The organism is Arthrobacter sp. 05N428_2 (assembly GCF_056397065.1).
This window is the reverse complement of sequence record NZ_JBFTMR010000012.1, coordinates 33,392-45,834: the sequence shown is the minus strand read 5'-3', so window position 1 is coordinate 45,834 and position 12,443 is coordinate 33,392. Positions and strand designations below refer to the sequence as shown.

12 protein-coding genes and 1 tRNA gene are annotated in these 12,443 nt (G+C 66.3%); 7 read left to right on the top strand and 6 right to left on the bottom strand.

The genetic code is table 11. The features are described from left to right. Positions 1-210: 210 nt before the first annotated feature. Complete coding sequence (locus AC1DGI_RS13820) at positions 211-1,278, bottom strand: tetratricopeptide repeat protein (RefSeq protein WP_441399763.1); 1,068 nt, start codon at positions 1,276-1,278, stop codon at positions 211-213. 201 nt (positions 1,279-1,479) lie between these two features. On the opposite strand from AC1DGI_RS13820, the gene AC1DGI_RS13815 reads away from it, so the two are divergent. After that, positions 1,480-1,632, top strand: a complete 153-nt coding sequence (locus tag AC1DGI_RS13815; RefSeq protein ID WP_441399762.1) for a hypothetical protein — start codon at positions 1,480-1,482, stop codon at positions 1,630-1,632. A gap of 157 nt (positions 1,633-1,789) precedes the next feature. Here AC1DGI_RS13815 and AC1DGI_RS13810 read toward each other — a convergent pair whose 3' ends face one another. The 3 genes from AC1DGI_RS13810 to AC1DGI_RS13800 form a co-directional block, all read right to left on the bottom strand. Next, entirely contained in the window at positions 1,790-3,325 is a 1,536-nt protein-coding gene (locus tag AC1DGI_RS13810; RefSeq protein ID WP_476899246.1) for a putative bifunctional diguanylate cyclase/phosphodiesterase, read from the bottom strand. After that, entirely contained in the window at positions 3,315-3,848 is a 534-nt protein-coding gene (locus AC1DGI_RS13805) for a DUF7793 family protein (protein WP_441399760.1), read from the bottom strand. The genes AC1DGI_RS13810 and AC1DGI_RS13805 overlap by 11 nt, the downstream gene beginning before the upstream one ends. Before the next feature lie 306 nt (positions 3,849-4,154). Continuing rightward, entirely contained in the window at positions 4,155-4,916 is a 762-nt protein-coding gene (locus tag AC1DGI_RS13800; protein WP_476899245.1) for a DUF998 domain-containing protein, read from the bottom strand. An 85-nt stretch (positions 4,917-5,001) separates the two neighbouring features. Here AC1DGI_RS13800 and AC1DGI_RS13795 point away from each other — a divergent pair. The 3 genes from AC1DGI_RS13795 to AC1DGI_RS13785 all read left to right on the top strand — a co-directional run bounded on the left by AC1DGI_RS13795 (position 5,002) and on the right by AC1DGI_RS13785 (position 6,046). Next, positions 5,002-5,074: transfer RNA gene (locus AC1DGI_RS13795), tRNA-Arg, on the top strand. A gap of 13 nt (positions 5,075-5,087) precedes the next feature. Further along, a complete protein-coding gene (locus AC1DGI_RS13790) occupies positions 5,088-5,624 on the top strand; it encodes a DUF6314 family protein (RefSeq protein ID WP_476899285.1) in 537 nt (178 codons plus the stop codon). 8 nt (positions 5,625-5,632) lie between these two features. Continuing rightward, positions 5,633-6,046: an NUDIX hydrolase gene (locus AC1DGI_RS13785; protein WP_441399758.1), complete on the top strand. Its 414-nt coding sequence runs from the start codon at positions 5,633-5,635 to the stop codon at positions 6,044-6,046. Here AC1DGI_RS13785 and AC1DGI_RS13780 read toward each other — a convergent pair. Together AC1DGI_RS13780 and AC1DGI_RS13775 are read right to left on the bottom strand one after the other, a co-directional pair. After that, complete coding sequence (locus AC1DGI_RS13780) at positions 6,043-7,956, bottom strand: ABC transporter ATP-binding protein (protein ID WP_476899244.1); 1,914 nt, start codon at positions 7,954-7,956, stop codon at positions 6,043-6,045. The two genes, AC1DGI_RS13785 and AC1DGI_RS13780, sit on opposite strands and share 4 nt — an antisense overlap. A 10-nt stretch (positions 7,957-7,966) precedes the next feature. After that, positions 7,967-9,640, bottom strand: a complete 1,674-nt coding sequence (locus AC1DGI_RS13775) for an ABC-F family ATP-binding cassette domain-containing protein (RefSeq protein WP_476899243.1) — start codon at positions 9,638-9,640, stop codon at positions 7,967-7,969. A gap of 272 nt (positions 9,641-9,912) precedes the next feature. Between AC1DGI_RS13775 and AC1DGI_RS13770 the strand changes: the two genes are divergently transcribed. The 3 genes from AC1DGI_RS13770 to AC1DGI_RS13760 all read left to right on the top strand — a co-directional run bounded on the left by AC1DGI_RS13770 (position 9,913) and on the right by AC1DGI_RS13760 (position 12,377). Next, positions 9,913-10,692, top strand: coding sequence for a hypothetical protein (locus tag AC1DGI_RS13770; RefSeq protein WP_441399755.1), 780 nt, complete (start codon positions 9,913-9,915; stop codon positions 10,690-10,692). A gap of 98 nt (positions 10,693-10,790) precedes the next feature. Next, the gene (locus tag AC1DGI_RS13765; RefSeq protein ID WP_441399754.1) at positions 10,791-11,513 is read left to right on the top strand and encodes a hypothetical protein; all 723 of its coding nucleotides are present in this window, start codon (positions 10,791-10,793) and stop codon (positions 11,511-11,513) included. 129 nt (positions 11,514-11,642) lie between these two features. Beyond that, positions 11,643-12,377, top strand: coding sequence for a hypothetical protein (locus AC1DGI_RS13760; RefSeq protein ID WP_476899242.1), 735 nt, complete (start codon positions 11,643-11,645; stop codon positions 12,375-12,377). Positions 12,378-12,443: the final 66 nt, after the last annotated feature.

Below are 12,443 nucleotides of genomic sequence, written 5' to 3'. Positions count from 1 at the left end.
GTCGTCGCACACGGGACATGCCCAGTCTTAGGAGTGGACACGGAGCATTTGGCCCCCATGCCCAGTCCTCGGCTTCAGCGAAGGGCATGCTCAACGGGAATTCATCGCAATTTTGAGATGTCTCCCGTGAGCAGTCCTGCCGTCGCTTGGGCCACTGGACATGCTCCCCGGGCTCAACCCTGAGTTCCTGACGAAGAACAGGCAGGAAGGTCAGCTGCGGCCGAAACCCAACAGTCGACGCAGCCGAGACGTGAACGAAGCTGTCCCCTGTTCTGACTGAAGGAGTTCACGGGCCTGCTGCGCGCGATGCGGGGCCCCGGCACTTTCAAAGTGAACGACCGATTCCCGCAGAGATTTACGGGCCGCCACAGTGTCGCCTGTTGCGAGGTATGCCCGCGCCAGAAGAAACCATGCGTCCCCCAGTACCTGTGAGCCCGCTGTCGCGTTGCAAATCTCCTCAAGAATCGCCACTGCGGACTCCGCATCGCCTGCGAGGTAACTCCAATGAGCCCGGTTGCGCCTGAGAAGCAGCAAATCGATCTCGCTGCCACCGATGACGTCGGTCGCCAATTCGGCGCGTTCGATGCAGCGAAGGGTGTCGGCGTCCGCGACCTCAGCCGCTAGTCGCATGGCCGCAGATGCCTTGTTGAATTTGGCCCATACGTTGAGGTCCCGGGCTGGCGAAAAGGTCGTCGCAGCAAGTTCGTGGTACGCCAATCCCTCATCAATCTTGTCGCACAGAAACGCTACGTTGCCGATGACCCAATAGGCCTTCCCCGCCAACTGCTCATCCAATTCGTCTGAGATGACGCTGGCCAGTCCCCTGCTCTCCGACCAGGCCTCACTGAGCTTCCCCGAATCCGCTAAGGCGGCGATAAGTGCCTGTCTCGCTTTTACATTGAGTTCAACATCAGATTCATTGCTTGTCAGCTCGGTGGCGGCCTTGGCCTCGGCGGCCGCCGACTCGAGTTGACCTGAGCCTTGATGTGCCTTTGCCATCAGAATGTGGACTTGAGCTCGCAGTTGCGGCGAGATTGAGGCATCGTGGATGAGCGTGCTTGCGGCGTCGGCGCAGCGTTCAAAGTCGGCATCGGATAGGTAACTCTCGGCACGGAAGTAAGTCATCGCCCACCATGACTGGATGTCTCCTTCATCTAGGGCGATTTCAGCGGCCTCACTCGCGCTCTTAGCGGCTTCAGAGAAGTCATGATTGGCCCGATAATCCCGCGCCCGGAGCTCGGCCGCGGCATAGGCCGAAGAGACTGATTGATGTCGCATGGGTTAAGTATCCGCTTCCGCGGGCACTAACGCGGACAGCACACGCATTCCCTAGCCCTGAACCCGGAAAATCGCTGTCCACGTAACACAGACGCAGTGTTACCCGTTGAAATCGTTACATTGCGGCGTGTTGAAACCACCTATACTGAGGTAGCAACATCACATGAGTCACATCAGCCTCTCGAATAACAGGAGCCCCATATGAAGAAGACCTTCGCTACACTGCTCGTCGCCGGCGCCTTGGCTGCAGCGGGCTTTTCTGCCGCATCTGCAGTGTCCGCAAGTGGTAGCACGTCGGGCCAGGGTTCTGTTGAGGCCGTGTACTACTGGCCCGACTCCATCTCGAAGAACTAACGGAGTCAGCTACCGCAAAGGGCGGGAGTCCGGACCAAGGTCTGGACTCCCGCCCTTTGTCATGTCTGCGACGAGCCGCCCAACAGCCGCCCAACAGACGGCCGCCGTCGTTCCCGGCCGCCGTCGTTCCCGGCCCTGCCCAAACCCAACCAACCGCCTACGGCGAAACTGACCGGCCCAGGCTGATCAGGGCAGCAACAGCCTCAGGAGGCGTCGGTCGGCCGAAGAAGTAGCCTTGGCCGCTGGCGCATCCCAGCCGGACCAGTTCCTCGGCCTGCTCGGCCGTCTCGATTCCTTCGGCCACCGCTTTCAGCCCGCAGGCGTGGATCAGGTGCAGCACGGCCTCGACAAAGCGGCCCTGATCTTCGTCTGTCCCCAGTCCGTCGATCAGGCTTCGGTCGATCTTGACCACGTTGACGGGGAGACGGCGCAGGTAGCTGATGGAGGAATAGCCCGTGCCGAAGTCGTCGATTTCAAGCTGCACGCCGAGCTGCCGCAATCCGCTCAGGGAGTACATGTCCACGTCCCCGCCGGTGACAGCCATGGACTCGGTCAACTCGATGACGAGGTTCTTGGCATCCACACCCGTCTCGCGGAGGATGTCCTGGACGTGCTCGATGAGCTCGAGGTTTTGCAGCTCGGTGGTGGAGATATTGACCCGGACGGAGAACTCAGGGTCAAGCGTCAAGCGGTCCTGCCAGTCGCGGAGTTGGCGGACCGCGTTGCGCAGGACCCAGTGTCCCAGCTCCACGATCATCCCGGTCTCTTCCGCCAACGGAATGAACTGGTCGGGCATCAGCAGGCCGCGCTCGGGGTGGTTCCAGCGGACCAGCGCCTCGACGCCCTCGATCTTTCCGGTGGCGAGCTCCACCACGGGCTGATAATGCAGGGTCAGCTGGTCCTCGCGGATCGCCTGGCGCATCTCTGTGACCATGAGGCTTTGCAGCCGGCGGGCGTACAGCAATGCCGGTTCGAAGACCTTGATCCCGCTGTGTGGCTGGGCCTTGGCGGCGTACATGGCCGTGTCGGCTTCCATCACTAGGTCGTCGGCGGACTGTCCGGGTTCGGCCACCCGCACACCGATGCTGGTGCCGCAGGTGATCCGGAGGTCGCCGATTTCCAGGCTCTCGCTGAGTGCCTTGAGGATCCGGTTGGCCACCCGACGGGCCCGGACAAGGTTGGACTTTGGCAGCATGACGGCGAATTCGTCGCCGCCCAGCCGGGCCACGGTGTCGGTGACCCGGACCGCGTCCTGGAGCCGGCGGGCAATCACGCGCAGGACGTCATCCCCCGCGCTGTGGCCGAGCGTGTCATTGATGCCCTTGAAGGAGTCAAGGTCGAGGACCAGCAGGGCCGGCGGCAGCTCGCCGCGTGTCGTCTCCGCGAGCGCGTGGCTGAGTACCGAGTTCAGCGCCGTCCGGTTGGCCAGCTGGGTCAAGGGATCGGTCAGCGCCATCCGTTCCAGCTCCACCTGGGCCTGGCGCAACATTGCCGTCCGGCTCTCGACCCGTTCCTCGAGCTCCTGGTAAATGGTCTGCAGGTCATCCGCCATCAGATTGATGCCCGCAATGACGGCCGCGACGTCGTCCCGCGCGCCGGAGTGCGGAATCCTGGTACTCAGATCACCGCTGGCGATCCGGACAATGCCCTCAACGAGGGTATGGAGCCGAGGGTCGGGGACATCACTTTTCACTCGTGTACGGCCTTAACCACTCGAGGGCTTCTGTCCGCGAGCGGAAGAACTCTGCCGGGATCGTGTCGGACTTTGAACGGAGCAGGTAATGGGCGATCACGCGGTCCACGGGGGTCTCCCCCACAATGGCGACCGCCGACGCCGCGATGGAACCGGCATAGACCTGACGGGCTTCCACGCTGACACCCACCGCGCCCGAGATCACCAGCAACACCGGCAGCCGCCTGCCGTCGGCCAACGCACGGACGGCCGCGCCGGCCACCCGCGCTTCGGGGCCCTCGATCTCCTGGTTCGGCGGCAACGCGACTTCGATAATGCCGCACGCCAACTGCCGGACGCCGATGACGGGTTCGGCAGGTGCTTCGGGGTCCGCAGGCGCCTCCGGGTCCGCCAGACCCAACCCGGCCAGGCTCCGCGCCGCCAGGGTTCCGGACGACGGCGCCGCGTCCGCTGGCGCCTCAACGGCCGATTGCGCTTCCAGCGGGGTTTCCTCATCCGGCGCGACCGGAGCTTCAACCGTCACCGGATCACTGCCCGACGGACAACGCTGCGGCGCGCTGTGACGCCTTTGTGGCCGCCGAAGGCAGCCGCTGCAACGCTCGGCACAACTAGCAGATCAGGCATCTGTCCCCAAAGACTAAAAGTCGGCAATTCGGCGTGCTCCGGAGCCAACTCCGGCACGAGGCACCGGAGCGCGTTCCGGCGAATGCCCTCATGATAGTCGAAGCGGACGCTCAGATGAGACATCGGACACCCCCAAGACACGGATTGGTCGCGAGTAAAAGTGCCCGATCCCGCCGCACGTTGGCACCATTCGTCTGCCAAGGCGTCAGCCGGCGCTCACCTTCCGCGCTGCCAGCTCCCGGCGGACCCGCTGCGCGAGAACCAGGCCCAGGGCTGCCATGCCGATCGTGATGGGGTATCCCATCAGGCGTTCCAGCGTGCCTGGTTCGGGCACCCGCATCCCCGTTCCTCCGCCGGTAATGAGCGCGGCCAGCGAAACGGCGCCGCAGGCAAGGATGAACCAGCCCAACGGCGTCTGGCGTCGCCACAGCCAGCCGGTCAGCACGAGGGCCAGGCCGCCGCCGGCAAAGTACATAAGGGCGCCCGCCAGATGCCAGCGGGAACCGGTATCTTCGGGGACCAGCCCCACCACCACCGTCCCGGCCCCCGCAACCAGGCTCAGCGAGCGGGCAACAAGGGCGGCGGCCGACGGCGAGCGCTGCCCCGGAGCCACTACGAGCCGCGCCCCCGCGCGACCCGCGATGCCGATCACGGCGGAGCTGAGCAGCAGCGCGCCCACCATCATGCCGATGCCCTGGACCACGAACGAAGCATCCATCAACAGATGCGCCGGCGAGCAAACATCGCGGCCGGAAAACCCGCCGCAACCCAGCGCGCCCAGGTCGCTGATGTAGCCGGTGCGGCGGCTGTACGGCTCCTTGCCTGCCCACGCGCCGATCACCGCCGCCTCCGCAACGAAGTACTGCAGGACGCTCAATTTGGCGAGCGCTCCGAGGTAGAACCTGGTGGAGGCCACATCGGGGACGTAGATGAGCTCCCGGGGCGCCGTGGTGGAAGATGCCGTCATGCCAAGAGCGTAGTACGCGCCCTCACCTTGTATGCTGGTATCCGTGTCCGGACGGGCCGGCCGACGGCCACCCACCCGCACACCCGCCCTCGTAGCTCAGTGGATAGAGCACGGCTCTCCTAAAGCCGGTGTCGTTGGTTCGATTCCAATCGAGGGCACTTGGACTCCCCGATGCCGGGCGCCGGCCAAGACTCCGACCTGCGCTTTCCGTTGCGCTCCGACCAGCACTTTGAGCTGCGGGCCTACCTGCTGGGCGACTGGAAGGTGGCCCGCACCATGCTGGACCGGGCCGCCGGCCTCCACGGAACGTTCGCCGGCGTCGTCCGCTTTACGGACATCGACGGCGGCCGTATCCGCTTCCGCGAGGAGGGCATCGTGCGCTGGAACACGGCCGGCACTGTTCCCTTCACCGGGCCGGCCAGCCGGGAGTATCTGCTCCGGCCCGCGGCCACGCCGGACATCATGGATATGTACTTCCCCGACGGGCGCCCGTTCCACCGCATCGGCTTCGGTGCCCACGACCACCAGGACAGCCACTGGTGCGATCCCGACACCTACCGGGTCGGCTACACCGGCGTCGGTCCGGACGAGTTCCACTACCGCTGGGATGTCTCCGGCCCGGCCAAGGATCTGCTGCTCGAATCCGTACTGCACCGGGCTGCGTCACCGGCAGCCGTCGGGACGCCGAAGCCGACGCCGAAGCGGTAGCCGGAGCTGTGAATCCCCGGATCGTGGTCTCCGCCGTTTGCGTCTTTGACGCCGCGGGACGCCTGCTGACCGTCCGCAAGCGCGGCACGGACAAATTCATGCACCCCGGCGGCAAGCCCGAGGCCGGGGAAACCGCGGCCCAGGCGGCGTCCCGCGAACTGGCGGAGGAGGTCGGAATCATCGTGCCGCCCGAGGACCTAGAGCCGTTCGGCAGCTGGCTGGCCGAGGCCGCCAACGAGGCCGCCACTCAGATCGAAGCCACGGTCTTCATTGCGCCCGGGACCTGGACCGCGCATGCCTCGGCCGAGATCGCCGAGATCCGCTGGCTGGACCTCGGCGCTGGACTCCCGGACGACCTGGCGCCGCTGCTCACGGACCATGTGCTGCCGCTCCTCGGGGTCCCGCCGGCCCGGAACGGCTAGGACTCCGGAACCGCGTCGGCCGCCACCGCGGTGGCCTCGGCGAACTGCGTGCGGTACAGCTCCGCGTAACGGCCTTCGGCGGCGAGCAGTTCGTTGTGCGTGCCGCGCTCCACTATCGAGCCGCCCTCGACCACCAGGATGGCGTCGGCGGCGCGGATCGTGGAGAGCCGGTGCGCGATCACGACGGCGGTGCGGCCTTCGAGCGCCACGCCGAGCGCTTCCTGCACGGCGGCTTCGTTGGTGGAGTCCAGGGCGGCTGTGGCTTCGTCCAGGATCACGACACGCGGCTGGGCGATCAGCAGGCGGGCGATGGTGAGCCGCTGGCGCTCACCGCCGGAGAGCCGGTAGCCGCGCTCCCCCACCACGGTGTCCAGGCCGTCCGGCAGGGAGCGGATCATGTCCTCGAGCCGGGCCTGCCGCAGCACGTCCCACATCAACTCATCACTGGCGTCCGGGCGGGCCAGGCGCAGGTTGGAGGCGATGCTCTCGTGGAACAGGTGGCCGTCCTGGGTGACCATGCCCAGGGTGGCGCGCATCGAGTCGAAGGTGAGGTCGCGGACGTCGACGCCGCTGCCGGGCTCCCTACCGCCGAAGCGGACGGCGCCGGAATCGACGTCGTACAGCCGGGAGAGCAGCTGGGCGATGGTGGACTTGCCGGCGCCCGAAGAGCCCACCAGAGCCACGGTCTGCCCCGGTTCCACCCGGAAGCTGATGCCGTGCAGCACCTCTTCGCCGCCGCGGGTGTCCAGCGTGGAGACGTCCTCGAGCGAGGCCAGCGAGACCTTGTCCGCCGCGGGGTAGGAAAAACGGACGTCGTCGAACTCAACGGAGAGCGGACCGCGCGGCGACTCGACCGCATCCGGTTTCTGCTGGATGAGCGGTTTGAGGTCCAGGATCTCGAAGACGCGCTCGAAGCTGACCAGGGCACTCATGATTTCCACCCGGGCGCTGGAGAGTGCGGTCAGCGGAGCGTAGAGGCGGGTGAGCAACAGCGCAAGCACCACGACGTCGCCCGCTGCGAGCTGCCCGCCCAGGGCCAGCCAGCCGCCCAGTCCGTAGACCAAGGCCAGCGCCAGGGCGGAAACCAGGGTCAGCGCGGTGACGAAGGTGAACTGCAGCATGGCGGTGCGGACGCCGATGTCCCGGACCCGGCCGGCCCGGAGCGCGAACTCATGGGACTCCTCGTCCGGCCGGCCGAAGAGCTTGACCAGGGTGGCTCCGGGCGCGGAGAAGCGTTCCGTCATTTGGGTGCCCATAGCGGCGTTGTGTTCCGCGGCCTCGCGGCGCAACTCTGCCAGCTTGGAGCCCATCCGGCGGGCCGGGATGAGGAAAATTGGCAGCAGGATGATGGCCAGCACGGTCACGAGCCAGGACTTGTTGAGCATCACCGCGAGAGTCAGGACCAGCGCCACCACGTTGCTCACTACGCCGGAGAGCGTGCCGGCGAAGGCCGACTGCGCACCGATCACGTCATTGTTGAGCCGGCTGACCAGGGCGCCGGTGCGGGTGCGGGTGAAGAACGCGATCGGCATCTTCTGCACGTGGTCGAACACTTTGGTGCGCAGGTCCACGATCACGCCCTCGCCGATGATGGAGGACAGCCAGCGCGTCACCAGCCCGATTCCGGCTTCGGCCACGGCCACGATCGCTATCAGCACGGCGAGCCAGATTACCGTCCCGGAGTCTGCGTGGGCGATGATCGCGTCCACCACCTGGCCGGCGAGCACCGGCGTCGCGACCGCGAGGACCGCCATCACGATGGACAGCAGCACGAAGGCAATCAGCCGGTTCCGATGCGGCCGGGCGAAGCCGAAAACGCGTTTGACCAGCGCCTTGGAGAACGGCTTGGAGCCGTCCGAGGCACGGGTGATGTTGTAGAGGGAGCTCCAGGCGACCCGGTCCATGCTCATTTGTTGGTGCTCATCTTTGGTTCAGGCCTTTCGCGGCGCTGGCGCCGAGGAGTTGGGTGACGACGCCGTCGAGGACGTTCCAGCGCACGTCCAGGCGCACGTTTTCCAGCAGCCTGCGGTCGTGGGTGACCAGCAGCAGGGCGCCGTCGTAGCTGTCCAGGGCTTCCTCGAGCTGTTCGATCGCGGGAAGATCCAGGTGGTTGGTGGGCTCGTCGAGGACCAGCAGGTTCACACCGCGGGCCTGCAGCAACGCCAGCGCCGCCCGGGTCCGTTCGCCCGGCGAGAGCGAATCAACGGTCCGGGTCGTGTGGTCCGCTTTGAGGCCGAACTTGGCCAGCAGGGTGCGGACCTCGGCCGGGGACAGTTCGGTGAGTATTGCCTCGACGGCGTCGGCGAGTTTAAGGTGGCCGGCCAGCAGTCCGCGGGCCTGGTCGATTTCTCCGACCGCAACCGAGGCGCCCATCGAGGCGCTGCCGGCATCGGGCTGCTGCACCCCCAAAAGCAGGCGCAACAGGGTGGACTTGCCCGCGCCGTTCGGCCCGGTGATCCCGATCCGTTCCCCGGCATTGAGCTGCAGGTTCACCGGCCCCAGAGTGAAGTCCCCCTGGTGGACGACGGCGTCGCGCAAAGTCGCGACGACGGCGCTGGATCGCGGCGCCGATCCGATGCTGAACTGCAGCTGCCATTCCTTCCGCGGTTCCTCGACTTCCTCGAGGCGGGCGATCCGGGATTCCATCTGGCGGACCTTCTGGCCCTGTTTTTCGGAGGACTCGGTGTTCGCGGCGCGGCGTATCTTGTCATTATCCGGGCTCTTCTTCATGGCGTTGCGCACGCCTTGGGAGCTCCATTCGCGTTGCGTGCGGGCCCTGGAGACGAGATCCGCCTTGGTGGCGGCAAACTCTTCGAAACGTTCCCGGGCGTGCCGGCGTGCCACGGCGCGTTCCTCCAGATAGGCCTCATAGCCGCCGTCGTAGACCGCAACGGCGTTCTGCGCGAGGTCCAGTTCCACGATCGTAGTCACGCAGCGGGCCAGGAATTCCCGATCATGGGAGACCAGCACCACTCCGCCGCGCAGACCCCTGACGAAGGACTCCAGTTTGGCCAGGCCGTCGAGGTCGAGGTCGTTGGTGGGTTCATCGAGGAGCACGATGTCGAAGCGGCTCAGCAGCAAGGCCGCGAGCGCCACCCGAGCGGCCTGTCCCCCGGAAAGTCCGGTCATCGCGGCGTCGGGTCCCACCTCCAGTCCCAGGTCCGCCAGCACCGGCGGGATCCGCTCCTCCAGGTCAGCGGCGCCGGAAGCCATCCAGCGGTCGAACGCCAGCGAATATGCGTCTTCGGAGCCCGGGGCCCCGATCCCCAGTGCCTCTGCCGTGGACTCCATCGCGGCCGACGCCTCGCCGCAGCCGGTGCGCCGCGAGATGTAACCTTCGACGGTCTCGCCCTCGATCCGTTCGTGCTCCTGCGGCAGCCAGCCGACGAAGGCGTCTGCGGGGGCAAGGCTGACGGTGCCCTCCTGCGGCTGGTCCACGCCGGCGAGCAGCCGCAGCAACGTGGATTTGCCGGCGCCGTTGGCCCCCACGACGCCGACGACATCGCCGGGCGCGACGGTGAGAGAGAGTTTGGAAAAGAGGGTGCGGTGGTCGTGGCCGCCGGAAAGGTCCTTGGCAACAAGGGTTGCAGTCATTAGTCCATTCTCTCACCGTGGGCCCGCCCCCGGCGCCTGCAGGGCGCCCGGCCAATCTCTGAAAACGCGCCGCAGATCCGCCGACAAGGCGCCTGCTGGTGGCCGGGCATAGAAGAACCCGCTGGTCCGGACTTGGGGGGTGTACGGACCAGCGGGTTCGAGCATTTAGCATAGTTGAATCTACTCCGCCAGTAAAATCGCAGCGCACCCGTACCTCGGGAACGAGCCCTGCGGACAACTGGCAGGCCCCCGAACCAAAGGCACTCCATCAAATGATTCCTGCCCTGCAATGGTCCACCTTGCTGATTTGCGCACTGGTTGCCCTGCTCCGGCTGCCCGCCGCCCTGCGAGGCGAGAACCGCTCGCTGTTCGGCATTTTCGTGCTCGCCGCCTTCGCGATGCTGCTCAGCATTGAGCCCAGCTACACGAGCATTGATGCCTGGCTTGGCTCCAGCAACTATGCAAATCTCGTGCTGCGCTTCGTGATCTACGGGACCGTCTTGCTGGCCGGTTACAAAATCGCACGCGGGTTCGGAGCCGCGGCCAGCGTCCGGCTTCTGCTGGGACCGGTGGGCCTTACTGCGCTGGCTGTGATTGCGGCCGCGACGGTGGTTCCGTTCCTGATGGCCAACACGGTCGGCACAGCGGTGGGCCTGGCCGGTCTTCCTGACCAGAGCGAAAGCAATAAGGAGCTCATCCGGTACTACACCGCGTCGGGGCGGCTCTATCCGGCATTCGTGGCCGCCTGCCTTCTGCCTCCCACGGTCAGGGCCGTGCGATCCACGCTCCCCTGGCTGGTCCGCGTTGGTGCCGCCGCCCTTTCTCTGGGAGCGGCGGCCATGATCGTGCTGGCGTTCGGTGAGTTGCTGCCCCCGCCGCTGATCTTCCTTCAGTACTACATCAGTTCGGCTGCCGTGCTGGGCCTCGTGGGGGGACTCGCCTTGATCTGGTTGGGCAAGGTGGTGGCGCATCGTGCTTCCGATAGGCACAACGATTCCCCCGATCGTCACCGCGCCGCCGGTCACCAAATCGTTCGCAGCGACGAATTATGATGGTGTGAAGGTGGGGGCGCCGGGCTTCTCCGGCCAGGAGTCCGTAGCAGACAAGCCCACCGAGGCCCACGCTTGACCGACCCTGCAGAAAGTCATTGATGCCACTCCCCGCCAAAGCGTTCCAACACTGGCTTCACAGTGCTGCGCCGGCGATGAGCACCGCCGATATTTGCAGGATCTCCGGCGTCAAGCGCACCACCCTGGCCCAGCAGCTGGTGCGCGGCAAGGTCGCCGAGAGCACACTCGTGAGCATCAGCCGGGCCCTCGGGTTGAACCCACTCGACGGACTCGCCGGCTTTGAAAGCTACGCCGGCCTCAAGGGACAGTCCAAGCCGCCGACGCCTGCCGAACTCGTCAGCCAAATAGCCACCACAGACCTGCTGCGCGCCGTGATTGCCCGCACCGCCCCCGGCGATGCCGCGCCCCCGGCGCTGGGCCCTGCTCCGCACGCCACATCTGTCCGTAACTGGGTGGATGCCATCGACGACGGCGAACTCCGGCACCGCGTGTCAGCCGCGACCGGTGTGGCGCCGCAGAACTATTCGGCCCAACTGACGGCTAACCGGCTTGCCCCGGAATTGGCGGTCGCCACATCCCGCGCCGCGGGGGTAGGCCTCACCGGCGGTCTGGTCGCGACAGGTCTGATCACGGAAGCCGAAGCAGGCTGGCCGCCCGGCGCCCGGCAATCGGCGCTGGGCGCCCTCTCCGACGGGGAACTTACCGTCCTGGCCGGAGACCGGCTGCAGACACTCGGCCGGACGCTACGGCGGCAGGAACAAGAACGCGCGCAAACCGAAAAGATCTGGGAGAACCTGGGATGATCCACATCTCGCAGTCACCCTCCGCGGAACTACCCCTGGCTTCAAAAGTGCGGTCGCGTCCGTCGCCACGACGCCCACCAACCGGGCCGCTGGACGACGCCGCCGCCGCGGCCCAGGAGACCCCGGACCATGGCCGTCCTTGAATGGGGGACGCTGATTGTTTGCGGCATCGCCCTGCTGGTTCGTGTCCCGGACGCCGTGCGCGGGCGCAACCGGGTGGTCTTCGGCATCCTTTTCCTTGCCACAGTGTGCAGCCTGCTCAGCATTCCTGGTCCTTACGCGGCTATCGACCAGGCACTCGGGAATTGGAATCTGACCAACTTGGTCCTGCGGTTGATTGTCTTCGCGATGGTCTTCCTGGTGGGCCTGCGGCTGGCCTCGGGGCTTGGCGCCGCGCGTGCCCGACGGCTGCTCACGGGAGTTTCCGGACGCTGGGGACTAGCCGTCGCGGGTCTGGTCGTGACGGTGACGTTCTTGCTGATGGACACCAAGGGGTCCTCGGCCGGGCTCGAGGCTCTCTCCGACGACGGCGGCCGCAACGCCATGCTTGCCCCGTTCTACGCGGCAGCCGGGCGCAGCTATCCGGCGTTCGTCTCGGTGGCCCTGCTGCCTTCCCTGCTGGCGGCTGCGCGGGCTCGCCTGCCCCGGCTGGTGCGGGCAGGCGCCGCCTTGACCTTGGTCGGAGCCGCAGCGGCAATCGTGAGTGTCCCGGCGTCGTTCGTGCCCAACGCGTGGGATCCGTTCCGGCTGCTCGTCAACTATCTGGCGGTGCTCGGCTATGTCACGGGGCTCCTTGTCTTCTGGATTTCCGGGCAACTCGCCCGGCCGCCAGATAACACTCCCGCAACGTTCCGTAAAATCTAGGGCCTGGCGTTCACATAATCATTAGATCGTGAGAGAATCATGAATGTGTGAAAACGCCAGCCGGCG